Raw genomic sequence first — 25,422 nt, forward strand, 5'->3', positions numbered from 1 at the left:
TGCCGCTGGCGTGCTAAATCGTTGCGCGGGCCATTCGTTCTTGTTGATACGACCGGGTCTCCAGGTCACGCCGCCGATCAGCAAGGACTCCACGCATGAATGCCGCAGACGCACAGAAACTAGCCCGCCGCTTTATCGAATTGCCCCAGGACAAACGCCGTTTGTTTCTCGCCGGCATGGCCCGCGAAGGCATCGATTTTGCGCAGTTGCCCATGACCGCCTGCGACGGCATCGCCGAGCGTGACGGTCTGTCTTACGCCCAGCAGCGCATGTGGTTTCTCTGGCAACTGGAGCCGAGCAGCGCAGCCTACAACCTGCCGATGGCAGTGCGTCTGGATGGCGAGCTGCAAGTCGAGGCACTGGAGCAGGCATTCGGCCGTCTGGCGGCGCGTCACGAATGTTTGCGCACCACGTTCGGCCAGGACGGTGAACGCGCTTTTCAACGCGTGGCCGAGCCGCAGCCACTGAAATTGCCTGTCACTGACCTGAGCGTGTTGCCCGAAGCCCAGCGCTGGTCAGTGGCGCAGCAGCACATGAGGGCCGAGGCGACCCAGGCCTTCGACCTGCAAAACGGCCCGCTGCTGAGTCTGCGCCTGTTGCGCCTGGCCGAGCAGCAACACGTACTGCTGCTGACTTTGCATCACATCATTGCCGACGGCTGGTCGATGAACATTCTGATCGACGAGTTCATGCGCACTTACGATGCGCTGGTGGCCGGGCGCGAACCGACGCTGGCGCCGCTGACCGTGCACTATCGCGACTACGCGCTGTGGCAGCGCAGCTGGCTGGAGGCTGGCGAGCGTGAGCGGCAACTGGACTACTGGCGCACGCAACTGGGCGACGAGCATCCAGTGCTGGAATTGCCCACCGACCGCGCCTATCCGGCGCAGTCCAGCCATCAGGGCGCACGTTTGGAAACGGTGATTGATGCAGCCCTGCGCGATGAGCTGAAAAACCTCGCCCAGCGCCAGGGCGTGACGTTGTTCGTGGTGTTACTGGCGGCGTTCAAGACCCTGTTGCATCGCTACAGCGGCCAGACCGACATTCGTGTCGGCGGGCTGATCGCCAACCGCACCCGCAGTGAAACCGAAGGCCTGGTCGGCTTCTTCGTCAACACCCAGATTCTGCGCAGCGCGGTCACTGCGCAGACGCCGTTCACTGAGCTGTTGCAGAGCCTGCGCCAGGCCGCACTTGGCGCTCAGGCCCATCAGGATCTGCCATTCGACGCCTTGATCGAGGCGCTGCAACCGGCGCGCAGCCAGAGCCACAATCCGCTGTTTCAGGTGATGTTCAACCACCAGCCGCTGGTGACTGACTTGCAGCAGGTGCAACTGGCTTCAGGCTTGCGCGTGGGTTATCTGAGTGAAGAACAACTGGCCGGCAGCGCTCGGCAACACGCGGCCACCAGTGACCTGATGCTCGATACCCGCGAGGAGGGCGAGCAACTCTTTGCCGCGTTCACCTACGCTACGGATATTTTCGACGCCGCGACCATCGCCGCGCTGGCCGGGCACTGGCGCAACATTCTTCAGTCGGTGTGCCGCGACCCGCAGCAGTTGATCGGCAACGTGGCGATGCTCGCCGACAGCGAACGCCATGGGCTGATTCAAGCCACTGCGCCAACGCCTCGGTTCTGCAGCGTGCAAAACCTGTTCGAAGCGCAAGTTGCGCGCACCCCGCAGGCGCAGGCGGTGCTGTTGGCGAGCGCGCCTTCGCCCTCACTCAATTACAACGACCTCAACGCTCGCAGCAATCGCCTGGCCCATCAGTTGCGCGCACAGGGTGTCGGCCCGGACGTGCTGGTCGGCGTCGCACTGGGGCGCTCGCTGGAACTGGCGGTGGCGCTGCTGGCCGTGCTCAAGGCCGGCGGTGCCTATGTGCCGCTCGACCCGCAAACCCCAGCCGAACGCTTGCGCCATGTGCTTGATGACAGCGGTTTGAAATTGTTGCTCAGCGACCGTGCAAGCTTCGCCAGCCTGCCGCCCCTCGACGGCATCGAGTGCCTGTGTCTGGAGCAATTGCCCGACAGCGGGCAGAGCGACAACCTGCCGGTCACTGTCGATCCAGGCAACCTCGCTTACGTGATCTACACCTCCGGCTCCACCGGGCGGCCGAAAGGCGTGGCGGTCAGCCATGGCGCGCTGAGCGAGTTCATCGCCCGCGCCATCGATTACAGCGATCTGCGCGAACGCGACCGGGTTCTGCAGTTCGCCACCAGCAGTTTCGACGGTTTCGTCGAGCAGTTTTTCCCTCCGCTGTGCCATGGCGCCAGCGTGGTCATACGCGATGCGCCGCTATGGGACAGCGCGACGTTGCATCAGGTGATCATCGATCACGGCATCACCCTGGCCGACCTGCCCGCGGCCTACTGGTACTGGCTGGTGCAGGAATACGCGGCGAAGCCCCCGGCGAGTTTTGGTGCGCTGCGGCAGATTCATGTCGGCGGCGAAGCCATGGCCGTGGACGGTTTGCGCTTGTGGCAACAGGCCGGGCTCGGCCATGTGCGCCTGCTCAATACTTACGGCCCGACCGAGGCCACGGTGGTCTCGACGATTCATGATTGCACCGGGCTGGCGGCGCAGGACGTGTCGTGGCGCGGCATGCCGATTGGCAAGGGCCTGGCGGCGCGACGCCTGTACGTGCTCGACGATGATCTGAATCTGCTGCCGCAAGGCGCAGTGGGCGAGTTGTACATCGGTGGCCCGGGGCTGGCCCGTGGTTATCAACATCAGCCGAGCCTCAGCGCCGAACGTTTCATTGCCGACCCGTTCGCCGACGGCCAGCGCCTGTACCGCACCGGCGATCGTGCGCGACTGCGTGGCGATGGCGCGCTGGAGTACGTCGGCCGGGTCGATCATCAAGTCAAGATTCGCGGTTTCCGCATTGAGCTCGGCGAGATCGAATCGCGCCTGCAGCAATGTCCGGGCGTTCGTGAGGCGGTGGTGCTGGCGGTGCCGTTCGCTGGCGGTGCGCAACTGGTCGCCTACGTGCTGACGGAACCGGCAGTGCTCGCCAGTGCAGCGACGCAGGCGACGTTCCGTCAGCAGACCCGCGCCGCGCTGCAAGCCAGCCTGCCGGATTACATGGTGCCGGGGCATCTGTTGTTGCTGGCCAATCTGCCACTGACGCCGAGTGGCAAGCTCGATCGCAAAGCCTTGCCGACTCCGGATCCAGCGCAGTTGCAGGGCGACTATCGCGCTCCGCAGACGCCGGCCGAGCAATGTCTGGCGCAGGTCTGGGCCGAGGTGCTGCAGGTGCCGCGTGTGGGCCTGGACGATCAATTTTTTGAGATGGGCGGCCATTCGCTGCTCGCCGCGCAGGTGATCGCGCGGATCAAGGAGCAGATGGGCGTGGTGCTGCCGCTGCGCAGTCTGTTCGAAAAACCGCTGCTGGCGGATCTGGCCGGGGTGCTGGCGCAACTGGCCGAGGCCGGCAGCGACGACGACTGGTCCGACATGGACCAGTTCATGAATGCTTTGCAAGGAGAAGAAGTATGAGCGGCACGATGGCGGAACGTATTGCGCAAAGATTCGTCGGCCTGCCGCTGGAACAGCGTCGGCTGTTTCTCGCCAAACTGCGCGAGGAGGGCAAGGATTTCAGCCTGTTGCCGCTGCCGGTCAGTCGCCACGCCTGCGCGCAGATTCCGCTGTCGTTCGCCCAGCAGCGCCTGCTGTTTCTCTGGCAGCTGGAACCGCACAGCGCGGCGTACAACATGGCCGCCGGTTTGCGTCTCAAAGGCCGGCTCGACGAGTCGGCGCTGAGCCGCTCTTTCGATCATTTGCTGGCACGTCATGAAGTGTTGCGCACGGTATTTCACACTGACGGCGATCAGCCGCATCAGGTGATTCTCGAGCAGCAGAGTATTGCGCTGGAGCGCTTCGATCTGACCGGCGTCGCGGCGCATGAGCGCGAGCGAGTGCTCGCGCAACACGTGCAGGACGTCACCGCGCAACCGTTTGATCTGCGCCAGGGCCCACTGTTACGCGCCAGTCTTTTTGCCCTGGCCGAAGACGAATTCGTGCTGGTGGTAAGCATGCATCACATCGTCTCTGACGGCTGGTCGATGGACGTCATGGTCAAGGAATTCGTGCAGTGCTATCAGGCCTTCAGCCTGGAGCGCGAGCCGCAATTGCCGGCGTTGCCGTTGCAGTACGCCGACTACGCGATCTGGCAGCGGCGCTGGCTGGAGGCCGGCGAGGGCGAACGGCAACTCGACTACTGGCGTCAGCAACTGGGTGACGAGCATCCGCTGCTGGAAGTGGCGCCGGACTTTGCGAGGCCGCTGACGCAGAGCTTCGCAGGGCAGACCCTGAGCTTCGATTTCGGCGCCGACCTGTCGCGACAACTGAATGCCTTTGCCCGCAGCCAGGGCATCAGCCTGTTCATGCTGGTGCTCGCCGGTTTTTCGCTGTTCCTTTCGCGTCTGGCGGGCGAGCGCGACATTCGTGTCGGCGTGCCGAATGCCAACCGTGGCCGCGCCGAAGTCGAAGGGCTGATCGGTTTCTTCGTCAACACTCAAGTGCTGCGCTGCCAGGTCGATGAGCGCGGCAGTTTCGCGGATCTGCTGGCGCAGGTGCGCGAAGCGGCGTTCGGTGCGCAGGCGCATCAGGAGCTGCCGTTCGAGCAATTGGTCGAAGAGTTGGTGGCCGAACGTACGCTGGGCCACAACCCGCTGTTCCAGGCCAAGTTCAACCAGAACGTCGGCATGCAGAAACAGCGCTCGATGGCCTTGCCCGGCCTGAGCGTCAGTGAATATCCGCTGACCAAGGACGGCACGCATTTCGATCTGGCGCTGGACATTACCGATGACGGCGCGCTGATCCACGGCCAGATGACCTACGCCAGCGATCTCTACCGGGCGGAAACCGTCGCCGCTTTCGTGCCGATGTTGCTCGACCTGTTCGGCCAATTGCTTGATGCGCCGCAGGCGCCGCTGCACACGGTCGCCACGCAACGGCCTGCTGCGCTCGCCATTCAACGCGAGCCGGCGTTGACCGTGTTGCAGCACTGGGCGCGGGAAGTGGCCCGGCAGCCGCAAGCGCTGGCCGCTCGTGATCTCCAGCAGACATTGACTTTCCAGGCACTGGACCAAGAAGCCAATCGTCTCGCTCATTATCTGCGTGCGCAGGGCATCAACGTCGGCGAACCGGTGGCAGTGCTGCTGGAACGTTCGCTGGACTGGCTGACGTGCGTGCTGGCGATTCTCAAGGCCGGCGCGGTGTACATGCCGCTCGACGTCAAGGCGCCGAGCGCGCGCTTGCAACCGATGCTCGGCGCTGCGCAGGCCCGGGCGTTGATCGGTGCTGAAGGCGACGCGCGGGTCTGCGAACTGGCGGTCGAGGGCTGTCAGGGGCTGGAGTTTGCGCCGGGGCAATGGCAGTCGCTGCCGACGTCCGCGCCAGAGCTGACGCTGCATGCGCAGTCGCCGGCCTACGTGATTCACACCTCCGGTTCCACCGGGCAACCCAAGGGCGTGCTGGTCAGCCACGCTGCGCTGAGCAGTTATGTGCGCGGCGTACTCGAGCGTCTGGCGCTAGAGCCGCAGGCGAGCATGGCGCTGGTCTCGACCATTGCCGCCGATCTCGGCTTCACCGTGCTGTTCGGCGCGTTGTGCTCCGGCCGACTGCTGCATGTGCTGCCGGAAGAGCTCGGTTTCGACCCGGACCGGTTTGCCGAATACATGGCCCGCCATCGCGTCGGCGTGCTGAAAATCGTCCCCGGGCATCTCGCCGCGCTGTTGCAGGCCTCCAAGCCAGCCGACGTGCTGCCGGAACATGCGCTGATCGTCGGTGGCGAAGCCTGTTCGCCGGCGCTGGTCGAACGCGTACGCCAGCTCAAACCGGGCTGCCGCCTGATCAACCACTATGGCCCGAGCGAAACCACCGTGGGCGTGCTGGCCCATGAGGTCGCAGCGCTTGCCGCGCAAGCGCGCAGCGTGCCGGTGGGCACGGCGCTGGCCGGTGCCCATGTCCATGTGCTCGACGATGTGCTCAACCCGGTGGCCGATCAGGTCGCCGGTGAGCTGTATATCGGCGGTGACAGCGTTGCCATTGGCTACCTGAATCAGCCGGGGCTGACCGCCGAGCGTTTCCTGCCGGATCCGTTTGGGACGCCCGGCGCGCGAATGTACCGCAGCGGTGACCGGGTACGCCGCAACCGCCAGCAAACTGTGGAATTCATCGGTCGTGCCGACGATCAGGTGAAAGTACGCGGCTATCGCGTGGAGCCGGCGGAAGTCGCGCGGGTGTTGCTCAGCCTCGATGGCGTCAGCGAAGCCGCCGTGCTCGCGTTGCCGCTGGACGACGATCCGGCGCGTCTGCAACTGCTGGCGTGGTGTGTGCCGGTGGCAAGCGCGAACGTGCATGCGCAGGAGTTGCGCGAACAGTTGCAGACGCGCCTGCCGGATTACATGGTGCCGGCGCAGTTGCTGTTGCTTGAACACTTGCCGCTGACCGCCAACGGCAAGCTCGACAAGCGCGCCTTGCCGGTGCCGGGCGTGGTCACCCGGCAATTCGTCGCGCCGGTCGGCGAGATAGAAGAGAAACTCGCTGCGATCTGGGCCGAGGTGCTCAAGCTCGAGCAGGTCGGCAGCGGCGATAACTTCTTCGAACTGGGTGGCGATTCCATCCTCAGCTTGCAGATCATCGCCCGGGCCAAGCGCCAGGGCATCAAGCTCAGCCCCAAGCAGTTGTTCGAAAAACAGACCATCGGCCAACTGGCCGCCGTGGCCAAACTGATCGACGCCAAACCGGCGGCTGTCGCCGCACCAGCGGCACGCGGGCCTTTGCCGTTGCTGCCAATTCAAGTGCGCTTCTTCGACACGCCGATTGCCCAGCGCCAGCACTGGAATCAGTCGGTGATGCTGCAACCGACCCTGGCGCTGGACGCCGTGCATCTGCGTACGGCGCTGGCAGCGTTGGTGGAGCAGCACGAGGCATTGGCCCTGAGCTTCGTGCAGTCGGGCGATAGCTGGCAGGCGTTGCCGCAGACTCAGCGCGATGCAGAACTGCTTTGGGTCCGTGAGCTGGAAAGTCTCGATGCCTTGCCTGCGCTGGCCGACGCGGCGCAACGCAGCCTCGATCTGCAACGCGGGCATTTGCTGCGGGCGGTGCTGGTCAATCTGCCAAACGCCGAGCAGCGCTTGTTGCTGGTCATTCATCACCTGGTGGTCGATGGCGTGTCGTGGCGGATTCTGCTCGAAGATCTGCAGCAGGCTTACCGCGAATTGGCGGCAGGCAGGACGCCGCTGCTGCCGGGCCGAAGCAGCTCGCTGCACCACTGGGCCGAGCAATTGCACCGCTATGTGCACAGTGATGCGCTGGCCGGCGAAATTGATTACTGGCGTCAGACCCTGGCGGCGGGTGATGCGTCACTGCCACGGGATTTTGCCGTGGACAGCCAGACCCGCGCACAGGCCGCTCGTGCCAGTACGCGTCTGAGCCAGACATTCACTGACAAGCTGCTGAAAGTCGCCCCGGCGGCGTATCGCACACAGATCAACGACCTGTTGCTGACCGCGCTGGCGCGGGTGCTGTGTGCCTGGAGCGAGCAGCCTTCGGTGTTGATCCAGCTCGAAGGCCATGGTCGTGAAGATCTGTTCGACGACATCGACCTGAGCCGCACGGTCGGCTGGTTCAGCAGCCTGTTTCCGGTGCGCCTGACGCCTGAGGCGAACCCTGGTGCCTCGCTGTGTGCCGTCAAGGAGCAACTGCGCGCGGTACCGGGCAAAGGTATCGGTTACGGCGTGCTGCGTTACCTCACTCGTTGCGCCGAGTTGCAGGCGCTGGTGCAACCCCGGGTGACCTTCAATTATCTCGGGCAGTTCGACGGCGCATTCAGTGCTGAGCAAGGCGCGTTATTCGTGCCAAGCGCCGACAGCAGCGGCGCCAACCAGGATGAGCAGGCGCCGCTGGGCAATTGGCTGAGTGTCGACGGTCAGGTGTTCAATGGTGAGCTGGAACTGAGCTGGACCTTCGGCACCGGCATGTACCGCGCCGATACCATCGAGGCGCTGGCCGAGGCCTATCGCCGCGAACTGGAACGCCTGATCGAACATTGCTGCGAGAGCGGCGTGGGTGGTGTGACACCGTCGGACTTCAACCTCGCGAATCTCACGCAAGCGCAGCTGTCGGCGCTGCCGATTGCGCCGCGTGACATCGTCGATCTGTACTCGCTGTCGCCGATGCAGCAGGGCATTCTGTTCCACAGCCGCAGCGAGCCGGACAGCCCGGCCTACACCAATCAGCTGCGCGTAGACGTCGAGCAGCTCGACGCCGAGCGTTTCCGCCAGGCCTGGCAGCAGATCCTCGAGGCTCACGACATTTTGCGCACGGCGTTCGTCTGGCCGCAGGATGCCGCCGCGCCGGTGCAGGTGGTGCGCAGCCGTGTGCAGATGCCGTGGCAAGTGCATGACTGGCGCGGTCGCGATGGCCTCGATTCAGCGCTAAATCATCTGGCCACTGAAGACCTGCACAACGGTTTCGATCTGCTCGAGGCACCGCTGTTGCGCGTGACGCTGGTGCGCACCGATGCGAACACTCATCACCTGATCTACACCTGTCATCACATCCTCATGGACGGCTGGAGCACTTCGCGATTGTTCGGCGAAGTGCTGCAACGCTACGCCGGCATCACGCCGAGCGCAGGGCCGGGGCGTTATCGCGATTACATCGAATGGCTCGGGCAGCGCGATCAGCAGGCCAGTCGGCAGTTCTGGAGCACGGCGCTGGCGGATCTCGAAGAGCCGACGCGACTGGCCAGCGCCTTGCCGGTCAGGCACGCGGCCAGCGGTTATGCCGATCACCAGCATGTGTTCAGCGAACAGCTGACGGCCGAACTGAACCGCTTCGCCCGCGAACAGAAAGTTACCCTCAACACGCTGGTGCAAGCAGCGTGGCTGCTGCTGTTGCAGCGCTACACCGGCCAGGATCACGTAGCGTTCGGCGCCACCGTGGCCGGGCGGCCCACCGATCTGCCGGGCGTCGAACAGCAGATCGGCCTGTTCATCAACACCTTGCCGGTGGTCGCAGCGCCATCGGCGGAGATCGGCGTCAGCCAATGGCTGCAAAATGTGCAGGACCTCAACCTGGCCTTGCGCGAGCACGAACACACGCCGCTGTATGACATTCAGCGCTGGGCCGGGACGGGTGCCGGGGCGTTGTTCGACAGCATTCTGGTGTTCGAAAACTATCCGATGGCCGAAGCGCTGGCGCAGGGCCCGCAGACTGGCCTGAAGTTTTCGGCGATCCGTCGTCAGGAACAGACCCACTATCCGCTGACGCTGGTGGCGGTCACCGGGCGCGAGCTCAGCCTGGGCGTGAGTTACGATCAGGCCAGTTTCGACGCTCCAGCGATCAGTGCGTTGAGTGCGCAGTTGCAAGGCCTGCTCGAGCAGTTCCTCGCCGACGCCACGCAACCGCTGGGCGCGCTGCAACTGCTCGCCGAGCCGCAACGCCAGCAGGCAATCGCATGGGGCGAGGCGCCGGTTATCGCGCCGGATCGACGCACGGTGCTCGAGCACATCGCTGCGCAGGTGCAGCGACAGCCACAAGCGAGCGCGGTGCTGTTCGCTGAGCAGTCCATCGACTACCAAAGCCTCGATACCCGGGCCAATCGTCTGGCGCACAAGCTGCAAGGCATGGGCGTCGGGCCGGAGGTGCGCGTGGGCGTGTGCATGCGCTGCACGCCGGAGATGCTTGTCGGTTTGCTGGCGATCCTCAAGGCCGGCGGCGCCTACGTGCCACTGGACCCGGATTATCCGCAGGAGCGCTTGCTGCACATGCTCGACGACAGCCGCGCCGCCGTGCTGCTCACTGAGCCAGCGGCCTTGGCGATGCTACCCGAGTCGTTGGGCGCGCAGGTGCTGCTGGTGGATGAGAGCGCCGCCAGCGAATGCCCGTCCACTGCGCCGCTGGTCAACCTCGCCGCGGACAACCTTGCGTACGTGATTTACACCTCCGGCTCCACCGGCAAACCGAAAGGCGTGGCCATCACCCACAGCAACCTGTCGGCACTGATTCAGTGGTCGGCTAGTGTGTACCGCGAAGAACAATTGCGCGGTGTGCTGGCCTCGACCTCGATCTGCTTCGACCTGTCGGTGTGGGAGATTTTCGTCACCCTGGCCTGCGGTGGCTGTCTGGTGCTGGCCGATAACGCCCTGGCACTGGCCGACTTGCCGGCCCGCGATCAAGTGACGCTGATCAACAGCGTGCCGTCGGCGATCGCCGCGTTGCAGCGAGCCGGGCAGATTCCGTCTTCGGTCGCCACCATCAATCTCGCCGGCGAACCGCTCAAGCAGGGTCTGGTCGACAGTCTCTACGCGAGTACCCAGGTGCAGCAGGTCTACGACCTGTACGGGCCGTCGGAAGACACCACCTATTCGACCTTCACCCTGCGCACGTCGCAGGGCAGGGCGAACATCGGCCGGCCGCTGGACAACACCGTGGCGTACCTGCTCGACAGTCAGTTGCAGGTGCTGCCCGCGGGCGTGCCGGCCGAGCTGTATCTGGGCGGGGCCGGGGTGACGCGCGGTTATCTGCGGCGCGCCGGGCTGACCGCCGAACGCTTCGTGCCGAATCCGTACGCGAGCAATGGCGAGCGTCTGTACCGCACCGGCGATCTGGTGAGCCAGGGCGAGGATGGCAACATTGAATACATCGGTCGCGCCGATCATCAGGTGAAGATTCGCGGCTTCCGCATCGAACTCAGCGAGATCGAGGCGCGCCTGTTGGAGCTCGACGATATCGGCGAAGCGGTGGTACTGGCGCAGGAGGGCGCCGCTGGCAAACACCTGCATGCCTACCTCGTCGCCGCGCCGGACAGCGAGCGGTCGACCCTGACCGAGCGAGTGCGCAATGCACTGGCCAGTCGCTTGCCGGCGCACATGGTGCCGGGGCACCTGCACCTGATCGACGCTATCCCGCTGACCCCCAACGGCAAGCTCGATCGCAAGGCCCTGATGGCTTTGGGCGAGGCCCCGACACAGGAGCAATACCAGGCGCCGCAAAGCGATCTGCAGTGGGAGGTCGCGACGATCTGGCAGGAGGTGCTGGAAATCGAGCGGGTAGGGCTGGCGGACAACTTCTTCCAGCTCGGCGGGCATTCGTTGCTGGCGACGCTGGTGGTGACCCGAGTGCAGGAGCGCCTCGGCGACAAGGTGCCGCTCAAGGCGCTGTTCGAAACCGACACCCTCAAGGATTTCTGTGCGCGGATCGAAGCACTGCGCGTCGAAATGTCGCCCGTTCAGGATGAATTGGCTAAATCACTGGAGGCCCTCAAACGTCTATCCCTCGATGATCTGGAAAAACTGATTTCTTGAGAGGGAAAAACGCGTGCAAGAGTTAATCGAGTCGGTAGGACAACTTTCGGCTAAGCAAAGAAAGGCTCTGGCGGTTCTGCTCAAGCAGAAAGGCGTCAACCTCTTTGACATTGCCCCGGTTTTCAAGCGCACGGCTGAAGAGCCGTTGCTGCTGTCCTACGCTCAGCAGCGCCAGTGGTTCCTCTGGCAGTGGGCACCGCACAGCGCCGCCTACAACATTCCGACGGCCCTGCGCTTGCTGGGACCGCTGGATGTGCCGGCACTGGAACGCAGCATCGAGGCGCTGATCGAACGCCACGAAACCTTGCGCACCGTATTCACTCAAGACAGTGCACAACCCTTGCAAGTGGTCCTGCCCGCAGGACCTTTTGCTCTCGAGATTCATCAGCTGGGCACTGCGCCGGCGAACGACCCGGAACCTTCGATCCAGGCCTTCGTGCAGACCCAGAGCCAGAAGACTTTCGACCTGCAGCACGGCCCGTTGCTGCGTGCCGCGTTGCTACAGGTCAACCCCGCTGAGCATGTGCTGGTGCTGACCCTGCACCACATCGTTTCCGATGGCTGGTCGCTGCAAGTGATGATCGAGGAACTGGTGCAGCTCTACGCCGGTTTCAACCTCGGTCACGATGCCGGTCTGCCGGCATTGCCGATTCAATACGCCGACTACGCCTTGTGGCAGCGCCAATGGATGGAGGCTGGTGAGCAGGAGCGACAACTGTCCTACTGGCAGGCAAAACTCGGCGGCGAACAACCGGTACTGGAGCTGCCGCTGGATCGTCCGCGAGCGGTCGATCAAAGCTTCGCCGGCGCCAGCCATAACCTGATTCTCGACCCGGCGCTTAGCGATGCCCTCAAGGCCTTTGCCCGGCAGGAAAACGTCACCCTGTTCGTGTTGCTGCTGGCCTCGTTCCAGGCGCTGTTGCACCGTTACAGCGGTCAGAACGACATTCGTGTCGGTGTGCCGGTGGCCAACCGTGGCCGGGTGGAAATCGAGCGGTTGATCGGCTTCTTCGTCAACACCCAGGTGCTCAAGGCGGATGTCGACGCCGAGTTGCCATTTGTCGAGCTGCTGCGTCAGGTCAAACAGACCGCGCAGGAGGCGCAGGCGCATCAGGACTTGCCCTTCGAGCAACTGGTCGAAGCGCTGGAACCAGGCCGCAGCCTCAGTCACAGTCCGCTGTTCCAGGTCATGTTCAACCACCAGGCCGAGCGCCGCGCGAGCGTCGCGACACGCCTGAACGGCCTGAACATTGCGCCGCTGGAATGGCAGAGCCAGACCGCGCAGTTCGACCTGACCCTCAACACCACCGAACAGGCCCACGGCATCGAAGCGGTGCTCAAGTACGCCACCGACCTGTTCGACGCGGCGACTATCGAGCGCCTCGCGCAACACTGGACTGCGCTGTTGCAGGCGATCGTCGCCGAGCCGACCCAGCGCATTGGCCAGTTGCCGATGCTCGATGTCGATCAGCAGCAACAACTGTTGGACCAGTGGAATCCAGTGTCGGTCGAGCAGCCGCTGACGCAGTGCATCCAGCAAGCCATCGAGGCTCAGGCCGCTCGGCATCCAGATGCCGTGGCGGTGACCTGCGCCGGACAGCGCCTGAGCTACGCCGAGCTCAATCGCCGCGCCAATCAGTGGGCGCATACGCTGATCGAGCAGGGCGTCGGCCCGGACGTGCGGGTCGGCGTTGCGGTCGAGCGTTCGCTGGAGATGATCGTCGCTATTCTCGCGGTGTTGAAGGCCGGCGGTGCCTACGTGCCGCTGGACCCGGGCTACCCGGATGACCGCTTGCGCTACATGATCGACGACAGCGGTATTCAGTTGCTGTTGATCCAGGGCCACTTGCTCGGGCGATTGCCGATTCCGCCGGGGCTGGTGTGCCTCGATCTGGATCAAGCGCCCCAACACACTATCGAAAGCAATCCGCCGTGTCTGACCACGCCGGACAATCTGGCCTACGTCATCTACACCTCCGGTTCCACCGGCAAACCCAAGGGCGCCTTGTTGCCGCACAGCAATGTCATGCGCCTGTTCAGCGCCACCGGGCACTGGTTCGATTTCGGCCCGCAGGACTGCTGGACGCTGTTCCATTCCTACGCCTTCGACTTTTCGGTGTGGGAGATTTTCGGCGCGCTGTTGTACGGCGGCAAACTGGTGGTCGTGCCCCACGACGTCAGTCGTTCGCCGGACGATTTCTACACCCTGCTGTGCGATGAAAACGTCACGGTGTTGAACCAGACGCCATCGGCGTTCAAGCCTTTGATGCAGGTGGCCTGTGAGTCGACCCGCAGCAACGCCCTGCGTTACGTGGTGTTCGGCGGTGAAGCGCTGGAAGTGCAAAGCATGCGTCCGTGGTTCGAGCGTTTCGGTGATTGCGCACCGAGGCTGATCAACATGTACGGCATCACCGAAACCACCGTGCACGTGACCTACCGGCCGTTGTCGTTGGCCGATCTGCACAGCAGCCTTAGCAGCCCGATCGGCGCGCCGATTGTCGACCTGTCGTGGTACTTGCTCGACAGCTCGCTCAACCTGGTGCCGCAAGGTTGCATCGGCGAGTTGTACATCGCCGGCGCCGGTCTGGCTCGTGGTTATCTTAATCAGTCGGGTATGACCGCCACCCGCTTCGTGCCCGATCCGTTCAACCGCAAGGCCGGCCAGCGTCTTTACCGCACCGGCGACCTCGCACGGCTGCGCGGCGACGGGGTGATCGAGTACATCGGTCGCATTGACCATCAGGTGAAGATCCGCGGGTTCCGCATCGAGCTCGGCGAAATCGAAGCGCAACTGCTCAAGCACCCGCAGGTGCGCGAAGCGGTGGTGCTGGCGGTGGACGGCCTCAGCGGCCAGCAACTGGCGACCTGGGTCGTGCCCGTCGAGACCTTGAATGCGCACGAGCAGGGTGCTCTGCGCGATTCGATCAAGGCGCACCTGCGCGAAACCCTGCCGGATTACATGGTCCCGGTCAGTTGGGCGTTCCTCGAACGGCTGCCACTGACCGCCAACGGCAAGCTCGATCGCAAGCAACTGCCGCAGCCGGACGTTGCGCAAGTGCAAGAGGCGTACGCGGCGCCGAGCAGTGAACTGGAACAGCGTCTGGCCGAAATCTGGCAGGACGTGCTCAAGGTCGAACGGGTCGGCCTTCACGATAATTTCTTCGAGCTGGGCGGTGATTCGATCATCTCGATTCAGGTGGTCAGCCGCGCCCGGCAGGCTGGCATTCGCTTCACGCCCAAGGACATTTTCCAGCACCAGACCGTGCAGCGTCTGGCGACCGTCGCGCAACAGAGCGACGCCGTGCAAACGGAGCAGGGTGCGGTGCTCGGCGAAGCGCCGCTGACGCCGATCCAGCAGTATTTTTTCCACAGTGACATCCCGACGCGGCATCACTGGAACCAGTCGATCCTGCTGAGCCCGACGAAAACTCTGCAAGCTGCTGCGCTGGCACAGGCCTTGGCGCAGGTGCAAAAACAGCATGACGCCTTGCGTCTGCGTTATCGCCAGACCGAGCAGGGTTGGCAGCAAAGCCATGGTGCGGCGGATCAGCCTCTGGACTTGTTGCGCACCTTTACCCTGGACGACAGCGCGGCATTGCCAGCGCTGTGCCTGGACCTGCAACGCAGCCTCGATCTGCAAAACGGCCCGCTGATCCGCGCGGCGCTGGTCGATTTACCGGACGCCAGTCAGCGCTTGCTGCTGGTGATTCATCACTTGGTGGTCGATGGCGTGTCGTGGCGCATTCTGCTGGAGGATCTGCAAAGTGCCTATCAGCAGATCAGCAGCGGGCAGAGCGTGCGCCTGCCGGCGAAGACCAGCGCCTACAAGGATTGGGGTTCGCGCCTGCAAGCCCATGCCCGCAGCGCGGCGCTGGACAGTGAACTGGCCTACTGGCGCGAGCAGTTGCGCGACGCCCCGGTCGGTTTGCCCTTGGACAATCCGCAGGGCCAGTTGAACAACCGCTTCGAACGCAGCGTCGACACGCGTCTGGACACCGAACGCACCCGCCAGTTGCTGCAACAGGCCCCGGCGGTCTATCGCACCCAGGTCAACGACCTGCTGCTGACCGCGCTGGCCCGCGTCTTGTGTGAGTGGACCGCCAGTGACAGTGCGCTGGTGCAGCTTGAAGGCCATGGCCGCGAAGACCTCTTCGATGACATCGACCTGAGCCGCACCGTAGGCTGGTTCACCAGCATGTTCCCGGTGCGCCTGACGCCCAATGCGAGTCTGGAAACCTCGATCAAAGGCATCAAGGAGCAACTGCGCGCGATCCCGAACAAGGGCATCGGCTATGGTTTGCTGCGTTATCTCGGCACGCCCGACGCACAAGCGGCGCTGCATGAACTGGCGCAACCGCAGGTGACGTTCAACTACCTCGGCCAGTTCGACAACAACTTCGACGAAGACGCATTGTGGCGGCCGGCCACCGAGGACAAGGGCGCCGGTCAGGACGCAAACGCACCGATGGCCAACTGGCTGACCATCGATGGCCGGGTTTATCAGGGCCAGTTGAGCCTGACCTGGACCTACAGCAGCGATGTCTTTGAAGAGGCAACCATCACCGCTCTGGCCCGTGCTTACGAAGTGGCGCTGAGTGAGTTGATCGACCACTGCCTCAGTCATTCCGGCGGCCTCACGCCGTCCGATGTGCCGCTGGCCGGTTTGTCCCAGGCGCATCTGGACAGCCTGCCGATCGCCGCCCAGCGCATCGAGGACATCTATCCGCTGGCGCCGATGCAGCAGGGCATTCTGTTTCACAGCCTGTACGACGCGTACGCCAGCGCCTATGTCTATCAGATGCTGCTGGACATCGACGGCCTCGACGTCGCGCGGTTCCAGCAAGCCTGGCAGCGCGTGGTCGATCGCCATGAAGTGCTGCGCGCCGGATTCATCTGGGGCCGTGATGGCCTCGACGCGCCGTTGCAGGTGATCAATCGTCAGCTGAGCCTGGAAATGCCGGAAATCGATGTGCGCGATGCCGCCGATCTGCCGGCGGTGCTCGAAGCGCGGGCGCAGGCCGACCGTGAACGCGGCTTCGATCTGCAGAATCCACCGCTGTTGCGCCTCTGCCTGCTGCGCACTGCCGACGATCGCCATCGCCTGATTTTCACTTGCCACCACATCCTCATGGATGGCTGGAGCAACTCGCGGATGTTCGGCGAGGTGTTGCAGGATTACGCCGGTCAGCCGGTGCCGAGCGCGCAGGGTCGCTATCGGGATTTTCTGGTCTGGCTGCAAGGCCAGGACAAGTCTGCCGCGCAGGACTTCTGGCGCGGGCAACTGGCCGAGCTCGACGAACCGACCCGACTGGCGTCGGCCTGCCACGGGCGCACCGTGCCGGGGCCGGGCAAACAGATGCATCGTTTGCATTTCGATGCAGCCTTTACCCAGCGTCTGAACAACTTCTCCCGACAACAACAGGTGACCCTCAACAGTCTGGTGCAAGCCGCGTGGCTGCTGGTTCTGCAGCGCTACACCGGTCAGGCCAGCGTGGCGTTTGGTGCCACCGTGTCGGGGCGTCCGGTGGATCTGCCGGGCATCGAGGAACAACTGGGCTTGTTCATCAACACCTTGCCGGTGATCGCCAGCCCGCAAGCCGCCCTCAGTGTCGGTGACTGGGTGCGCAGCGTGCAGGGCAAGAACCTGCTGCTGCGCGACTACGAACAGACGCCGTTGCAGGATATTCAGCGTCTGGCCGCGTTGAGCGGCGAAGCGCTGTTCGACACCTTGCTGGTGTTCGAGAACTACCCGGTCTCCGAAGCGCTGCAGGCCAATCCGGGCGGGCTGCGTTTCTCCGGCCTGGAGCATCGCGAGCAGACCAACTACGCTCTGACCCTGATCGCTGGCGCCAGCGACGTGCTCAACCTCGACTTCAACTACCTCACCGAGCACTTTGCCGAGCGCAGTGTGCTGGGTCTGGCAGCGCATCTGCGCGAGGTGCTGGAGCAATTTATCGAAGCGCCGCAGCGGGCACTCGGTGAGATCGGTCTGCTGCCGTTCGCCGAGCGGCAAATCCTCGCGCAGTGGAACGACAATCATGCGGCTTATGCGGCCGAGCGCCTGATCTCGCAGAGCTTTGAAGCACGGGTGGCGGCGCATCCGCAGGCACTGGCGATGAGTCATGCCGGCGTGGCCCTGAGCTACGGCGAACTGAATCGGCGTGCAAACCAATTGGCCCGACATTTGTTGACGCTTGGTGTTACGGCCGAAGTGCGCGTCGGCGTGGCGCTGCCGCGTTCGGCGGAACTGGTGATCGCCCTGATGGCGGTGCTCAAGGCCGGTGGCATCTACGTGCCGCTGGACCCGGATTACCCGGCCGACCGCGTGGCCTATATGCTCGACGACAGCCAGGCGAAAGTCCTGCTGACCCAGCAAGGGTTGCTGGCGCAACTGCCGGCCACCGAAGCACAGCTGGTGCTGGTCGAGGCTGGCGGTGAGGCGTTCGCCGCGCAGGTGCCGGATAACCTGCCGGCGCGCGCCGATTCGAGCAATCTGGCTTACGTGATCTACACCTCCGGCTCCACCGGCAAACCGAAAGGCGTGGCCATTGCTCACCGCAACGTGCAAGCGCTGATTCACTGGTCCGCCGAGGTCTACAGCGAAGACGACCTGCAAGGCGTGCTGGCCTCGACGTCGGTGTGCTTCGACCTGTCGGTGTGGGAGATTTTCGTCACCCTCGCGCGTGGCGGATCCATCGTCATGGCGCGCAACGCCCTGGAGCTGCCGGACTTGCCCGAGCGCGATCAGGTACGCCTGATCAACACCGTGCCGTCGGCGATTGCCGCATTGCACCGCATCGATCAGATCCCGCCTGGTGTGCGCATCATCAATCTGGCCGGCGAGCCGCTCAAGCAGGCGCTGGTCGACACGCTGTACCGCGAGACCTCGGTGGCCCACGTCTACGATCTGTACGGGCCTTCCGAAGACACCACGTATTCGACCTGGACCCGTCGCGAAGCCGCTGGCCAGGCCAATATCGGTCGGCCACTGCGCAACACCACTGCCTACCTGCTCGACGAACAGTTGCAGGCAGCGCCGCTGGGCGTCGCAGCGGAACTGTATCTGGCCGGCGACGGCATCACCCGCGGCTACCTGTTGCGCCCGGGCCTGACCGCCGAACGCTTCGTGCCCAACCCGCAGTCCAACAACGGCGAGCGTATGTACCGCACGGGCGACCTGACGCGTTTCCTGGATGACGGCCGTATCGAATACGTCGGGCGTATCGATCATCAGGTCAAGGTGCGCGGCTTCCGCATCGAACTGGGCGAAATCGAAGCGCGTCTGCTGGCCCAAACCAGCGTGCGCGAAAGCGTGGTGCTGGCGGTGGACGGCGTTGGCGGTCAGCAATTGGTGGCCTATGTGGTGCCGGTCGCAGCCGATCAGAGCCTCGCGCAACTGGATGAGCTGAGTGCCGGGCTGCAAGCCGCGCTCAAGGCTGAATTACCGCAATACATGGTGCCGGCGCAGTGGCTGTTCCTCGAGCAGTTGCCGCTGACGCCCAACGGCAAACTCGATCGCAAGGCCTTGCCGACGCCGGACGCCAGCCAGTCGCAACGCGATTACGTGGCACCGTCGACGCCGCTGGAACAGCAACTGGCCGAGGTCTGGCAGGACATTCTCAAGCTTGAGCGGGTCGGGGTGACCGATAACTTCTTCGCCCTCGGCGGTGATTCGATCATCTCGATTCAGTTGGTCAGCCGCGCGCGCCAGCAGGGCATTTGCTTCACGCCCAAAGACCTGTTCCAGCAGCAGACCGTACAAAAACTGGCAGCGGTGGTTTCGCTTGAAGACGCGCAATCCGCCAGCGCTGTCGACTATCCGTTGGCGCAACTGGATCAGGCGCAGCTCGATGCATTGCCGGTGCCGGCCGAATTGATCGAAGACGTGTATCCGCTGTCGCCGATGCAGGAAGGCATGCTCTTCCATACGCTGTCGGATAACGGCAGCAGCCTTTACGTGCAACAGGTCAGCCTGCCAATCAACGGCCTCGACGTGGAGCGCTTCCGCCAGGCCTGGGAATTCGTCATCGTCCGTCAGGCGATCCTGCGCACCAGTTTCCATTGGCAGGACGGGCTGGCCAAGCCGTTGCAGGTCGTGCATCGCCATGCGCCGTTGCAGATGCAGGTGCTCGATTGGCGTGAGCAGGACTGCAGCGAAGCGGCGATTGCCGAGTTCGCCAGCGCCGACCGTGCGCTGGGTTTCGATTTGTCCGAGGCGCGTTTGCAGCGGGTGACTTTGCTGCGCCTGGGCGACGAGCAGTACCAGATGATCTGGACCAGCCACCACATTCTGATGGACGGCTGGAGCAGTTCGCGGCTGTTCGGCGAGGTCTTGCAGTATTACTCCACGGGCCAGGTGACTGGCGAAAACGGCCGCTATCGCGACTTCATTGCCTGGTTGCAGGCACAGGATCAGGACGCGCAAGAGCTGTTCTGGAGGGCGCGTCTGGCGGTGGTCAACGAACCGACCGCGCTGAGCCAGGCGATGCATCCGCGCCACAGCGCCGATGTTACCGGTCACGATGCGCTCTATTCGAACTGGGACAAGGCGCAAACGGCGCGTCTGCTGGAGTTCTGCCGCGACTTGCGCATCACCCCCAACACGCTGATTCAGGGTGCGTGGCTGCTGCTGTTGCAGCGTTATACCGGGCAGCAGACGGTGACCTTCGGCGCCACCGTATCGGGGCGTCCGGAAAGTCTGCCGAACGTCGGCAACATGCTCGGCCTGTTCATCAACACCTTGCCGATCATTCAGACCCCGCAGGCCGATCAGCGCCTGGCCGACTGGCTGGGCGAAGTGCAGGCCTACAACCTCGACATCCGCGATTACTCTCAGGCACCGCTGGCGGATGTGCAGCGCTGGTCGAACCTCGGCGGTCAGGCGCTGTTCGACAGCATCGTGGTGTTCGAAAACTTCCCGATCGACGAGCGCTTGCAGGAAGAAACCGACACCGAGCTGACCTTCGGCAAATCCATCGGCCACGGCGTGACCAACGTGCCGATGGACCTGGCGGTGATGCTCGGCGACGAGTTGTCGATCGAGTACCTGTACCTGCGCAGCCACTTCAGCGCCGAAGCGGTGCAAGGCATTCGCCTGACCCTGGAAAACACCCTTGCGGCGATGATGGCCGCGCCGTATGAACGGCTGGGCAATCTGCAGCGGTTGTCCGCCGAACAATGGCACGCGGCGCAGGCCTGGAGTGCCGAGCCGGCGCACCGTCACGCGCCGCAACTGTTACCGGAGCTGATCAGCCGCCACGCGCACCGGCAACCCGACGCGATCGCTGTGCAATGCGCCGGCGAGAGCCTGAGCTACGCCGAACTCGAGCGGCAGGCCAATCGTTTGGCGCAGTGCCTGATCGCCCACGGTGCCGGGCCGGAAGTGGTGATCGGCGTGGCGTTGCCGCGTTCGCTGGAAATGCTGGTGAGCTTCCTCGCCGTGCTCAAGAGCGGTGCCGCGTACGTGCCGCTGGACATCGATTATCCGCCGGAGCGTCTGGCGTACATGATCGAAGATTCGCGCATGGCCCTGCTGCTGACGCAAACCAGCCTGCGCACGACATTGCCGGCGCCGCAAGGCGTGCTGCGTCTGGAAATCGATCAGCTCGATCGCAGTCTCTACAGCGATGCTGCCCCGATCTGCCATGTTCACGAGCAGAGTCTGGCCTATCTGGTTTACACCTCCGGTTCCACCGGACGGCCGAAAGGCGTGGCCGTCACCCAAGGCCCGCTGAGCATGCACTGCCAGGCGATCGCCGAGCTGTACGAAATGGATGCCAGCAGTTGCGAATTGCACTTCATGTCGTTCGCCTTCGACGGTGCCCACGAACGCTGGCTGAGTACGTTGTACAGCGGCGGACGTCTGGTGATCCGCGACGGTTGCCTGTGGACGCCGGAGCAGACTTATCAGGCCCTGCACGATTACGGTGTGACCATCGCCTGCTTCCCGCCGGCCTACCTCAAGCAACTGGCCGAGTACGCGGCAGCCAGCGGCATCGCGCCGCCAGCGGTGCGCATCTACTGCTTCGGTGGCGATGCGGTGCCGGAGCAGACTTTCGAACAGGTGAAAGCAGCGTTGCGTCCGCAATACTTCACCAACGGTTATGGCCCGACCGAAACCGTGGTCACGCCGATGCTCTGGAAAGTCGCCATCAGCCAGCACTGCGAAGCGGCGTACGCGCCGATCGGTCGCGCCGTCGGTGCGCGTTCGCTGTACGTGCTCGACGACGATCTGAACCCGCTGCCGCCAGGTTTTGCCGGTGAGTTGTACATCGGCGGTTACGGTATCGCTCGCGGTTACTACGGGCGCCCCGATCTGACCGCCGAGCGCTTCGTGCCCAACCCGTTTGCCCCCGGCGAACGCCTGTACCGCAGCGGCGATCTGGTGCGCCGCCGCCCCGATGGCGTCGTCGATTACGTCGGGCGCATCGACCATCAGGTCAAGGTGCGCGGCTTCCGCATCGAACTGGGCGAAGTCGAGGCCAGCCTGCGTCAGTTGCCGACGGTCACTGACGCGCTGGTCATCGCTCGCGACAATGTTTCCGGCAAACAACTGATTGGCTACGTGGTCACCGCCAGCGGTGCAGACATCGGCGATGAACTCAAGGCCGGGCTGCGCGCCTCGCTGCCGGAATACATGGTGCCGGCGCAGATCGTCTGCCTCAGCGCGTTCCCGGTCACGCCCAACGGCAAACTCGACCGCAAGGCACTGCCGGAACCGGAGTTCAAAAGCGACGAATATCTTGCCCCGCGCACTGAGCAGGAAAGCCTGCTGGCGGAAATCTGGGCGCAAGTGCTGCAGGTCGAGCAGGTGGGTATCAGCGATAACTTCTTTGAACTGGGCGGCGACTCGATCCTCAGCCTGCAAGTGATTTCACGGGTGAGAAACCACCCGACGCTGCAAATGGAGCTGAAGCTGCGCGACCTGATGCGATATCAGACCATCGCCGGCATCGTCGAGCAGCAAGTGGCGAAGGAGGGCGCTGGTCATTTGCTGCCGGACCTGACTCAAGTGGCAGCAGAGGGCGCGTTCAATCTGCTGCCGATCCAGGAGTGGTTCTTCGCCGAAGGCATGGCCGAGGCGCACCACTACAACCAGTCGTTGCTGCTCAGTGCGCGTCAGCCGCTGGATCTGGATGCACTGGAACAGGCACTGGCCTTGATCGAGCAACATCACGATTCGCTGCGCCTGCGCTTCTCCAATGACGGCGGGCGCTGGCTGCAGCGCTACAGCAGCAGCGCGTCAGACGGTGCAGTGCTGTGGCGCCGTGAAGCGCAAAACAGCGACGAGGTCGAGGCCCTGGCCAACCTCGCGCAGCGCAGCCTCACGCTCGATGACGGCCCGGTCTGGCGGGTCATGCATGTGGCCTTGCCGGACGGCCAGGCGCGCTTGCTGGTGGTGATTCATCACCTGGTGGTCGACACCGTGTCGTGGCGGATTCTGCTCGACGATCTGAAAGTCGCTTATGAGGCTTGCGTGCAGGGGCTGGCACCGCAGCTGCCGATTCGCACCAGCAGTTACCGCTCGTTTGCCGAAGCCTTGCAGGTGCAGGCGCCGGTGATTGCCGAGCAGGAGCTGAGCTATTGGCTGGGGCAACTGGATCAACCGGGCGTCGACCTGCCGTGCGACAACCCGCGCGGCAAGAACCTCGTGCGGCAACAGGCGCAGGCACGGCTCAAGCTGTCTCGCGAGCACACTGAGCAACTGCTCAAACAGGCCCCGGCGGTGTACGGCACGCAGATCAACGACCTGCTGTTGTCGGCGCTCAGCCGCGCGCTGTGCCGCTGGAGCCAGCAACCGTCAGCGCTGATCCTGCTCGAAGGGCACGGTCGCGAAGACCTCTTCGAATCGATCGACCTGAGCCGCAGCCTCGGCTGGTTCACCAGCATGTTCCCGGTGCGTCTGCGTCCGCACAGCGAGGACATTGGTCAGTCGATTCTCGATGTGCAGGCGCAGTTGGCGGCCGTACCGCAAAAGGGCATCGGCTACGGCGTGCTGCGTCATCTGGCCGGCCCGCAGATCTCGGCGCAACTGGCCGGGTTGCCGCAGGCGCGGGTGACGTTCAACTATCTCGGGCAGTTCGACCAGAGCTTCGATGAACAGGCGTTGCTGGTGCCGGCGCTGGAAGAAACCGGCGACAACTACAGCCTCAAGGCGAACCTGGGCAACTGGCTGGAAATCGTCGGTCAGGTCTATGACGGTCAACTGGCCTTGCGCTGCATTTACAGCAGCCAGCGCTACCGGGCCGGCACCATGGATGCGCTGATGAGCGATTACCAGCGAGAGCTTGAAGCGTTGATCGAGCATTGCATGGCCCGGGTGGGTTGATCGCTCGGTTTTTTGTGCGGGCGCTGCCGAGGCGCGCCCGGTTATTGCGGATAAAGGATCTTATCGATGTCGTTACACCCTGATCTGGAAGCTTTTCTGGACTTGGCTCAAGACAGCCAGGACGCCGGCCTGCCGGCCATGCACCAGCTGAGCCCGAGCGAGGCCCGCGCCACATTCGAGCAGACCACCGCGCAACTGCGCTGGCCAGCGCCGCAGGATCTTGAAGTCACCGAGATTGAAACACTGGCCCGGGACGGCGCGGCGCTGGCGTTGCGTTTGTATCGGCCTGCCGGTGTTGAATCGCCGCTGCCGGTGTTGGTGTATTTCCATGGCGGCGGATTTGTCGTTGGCAGTCTGGATTCCCACGACGGTGTCTGCCGCGAGTTTTGCCAGCGCACGCCTTGTGCGGTGCTCTCGGTCGGCTATCGGCTGGCGCCGGAGCAGCGTTTTCCCACGGCGCTGGAGGATGGCGAGGACGCTTTGTCGTGGCTGGCCGAAAATGCGGCGAGTCTGGGGCTGGATTGTTCGCGAGTCGCGTTCGGCGGGGATAGCGCGGGCGCCACGCTGGCAACGGTGCTGGCGATTCAGGCGGTGCTGCAGCCGCACACGGTGGCCATCGCGCCGAAGGCGCAGTTGTTGTGTTATCCGGTGACCGATGCTTCGCGGGTGCATGATTCGCGGCTGTTGTTTGGTGAGGGGTATTTGCTGGAGAACGAGACGCTGGACTGGTTTTATCAGCACTACGCGCGTGGGCCGGAGGATTATCTCGACTGGCGCTTTTCGCCGTTGCTGGCGGAGGATGTGCGCGGGGTTGCGCCGGCCATTGTGGTATTGGCCGGGTTTGATCCGTTGCTGGATGAGGGGCAGGCCTATGTCGACAAGCTGCGCGGGCAGGGGGTGGGGGTCGAGGTCGAGGTTTGTGCCGGGTTGACCCATGATTTGTTGCGGTTGGGGGCGGTGGTGCCTGGGGTTCTGGATGTTTATTCGCGGGTTGGTGGGGCGCTTGCGCGGGCTTTTTGGATTGGGTGAATATCCGTTTTTTTTGGTGTTGCTGCTGGCGGTTTCGCCCTTACGGCGACTCACTTTTTTTACAAACGCCTAAAAAAAGTAAGCAAAAAAACGCTTGCTCCTGCGTTCGGCCCTCGCAGGCTCGGGTTCCTTCGCTGCGGGATCGATCCTGGCGCAGCGGCTCCGGTTTGCTTCGCTGCACCTACACTCGCTGTGTACGACTGCGTCGTACGGTCGCTGCGCTCCCACCCCCGGATCAATCCCTCCACTCAGCCTTCCGACGTCGCCCGTGGATCAAGATCAAAAGCACGCGAGCTAACGCTCATTGTGTAGGAGCTGCCGAAGGCTGCGATCTTTTGATTCTGCTTTTTTTGGGAGCGAGCCTGCTCGCGAAGGCGCCCTGACAGCCGACCTGTTTCTCGCTGATGTATTCAATCCAATTGTAGGAGCGAGCCTGCTCGCGATGGCGATATGCAAGGCAACCAATTCCTATCGAATTCACGCGATCCAACTGTAGGAGCCGCCGAAGGCTGCGATCTTTTGATCTGGCTTCTGCTTTGGCTTTTGCTTTTGATCTTTTGCCCCTTCGGCAGGCTTCGTTACGGGACCGATCCGGGGGTGGGAGCGCAGCGACCGTACGACGCAGTCGTACACAGCGAGTGTAGGTGCAGCGAAGCCAACCGGAGCCGCTGCGCCCGGATCGGTCCCGTAACGAAGGTACCCCGAGCCCCAGCGAGCGGGCCGTACGCCGGGGCAAAGCCTTTTTGGT

General features: G+C 63.7%; 4 protein-coding genes. All 4 read left to right on the forward strand.

What is annotated here, in order from left to right; all coding sequences use genetic code 11:
* Nucleotides 1–95 precede the first annotated feature (95 nt).
* The 4 genes from VNV36_RS10720 to VNV36_RS10735 all read left to right on the forward strand — a co-directional run bounded on the left by VNV36_RS10720 (nucleotide 96) and on the right by VNV36_RS10735 (nucleotide 24,674).
* The gene (locus VNV36_RS10720) at nucleotides 96–3,497 is read left to right on the forward strand and encodes a non-ribosomal peptide synthetase (RefSeq protein WP_325717736.1); all 3,402 of its coding nucleotides are present in this window, start codon (nucleotides 96–98) and stop codon (nucleotides 3,495–3,497) included.
* Nucleotides 3,494–11,317, forward strand: a complete 7,824-nt coding sequence (locus VNV36_RS10725) for a non-ribosomal peptide synthetase (protein ID WP_325717737.1) — start codon at nucleotides 3,494–3,496, stop codon at nucleotides 11,315–11,317. Before VNV36_RS10720 ends, VNV36_RS10725 begins: the two co-directional genes overlap by 4 nt.
* A 13-nt stretch (nucleotides 11,318–11,330) precedes the next feature.
* Nucleotides 11,331–23,645, forward strand: a complete 12,315-nt coding sequence (locus VNV36_RS10730; RefSeq protein WP_325717738.1) for a non-ribosomal peptide synthase/polyketide synthase — start codon at nucleotides 11,331–11,333, stop codon at nucleotides 23,643–23,645.
* Between the two features lie 66 nt (nucleotides 23,646–23,711).
* Nucleotides 23,712–24,674, forward strand: coding sequence for an alpha/beta hydrolase (locus VNV36_RS10735; protein WP_325717739.1), 963 nt, complete (start codon nucleotides 23,712–23,714; stop codon nucleotides 24,672–24,674).
* The last annotated feature ends 748 nt before the right edge of the window (nucleotides 24,675–25,422 follow it).

It is taken from the genome of Pseudomonas sp. (genome assembly GCF_035554175.1).
Classification (GTDB): Bacteria; Pseudomonadota; Gammaproteobacteria; order Pseudomonadales; family Pseudomonadaceae; genus Aquipseudomonas.

Bases quoted from the DNA above. Each gene is read 5' to 3' on its own strand.
- VNV36_RS10720 (WP_325717736.1), top strand. From the start codon at position 96: ATGAATGCCGCAGACGCACAGAAACTAGCCCGCCGCTTTATCGAATTG.
- VNV36_RS10725 (WP_325717737.1), top strand. From the start codon at position 3,494: ATGAGCGGCACGATGGCGGAACGTATTGCGCAAAGATTCGTCGGCCTG.
- VNV36_RS10735 (WP_325717739.1), top strand. From the start codon at position 23,712: ATGTCGTTACACCCTGATCTGGAAGCTTTTCTGGACTTGGCTCAAGAC.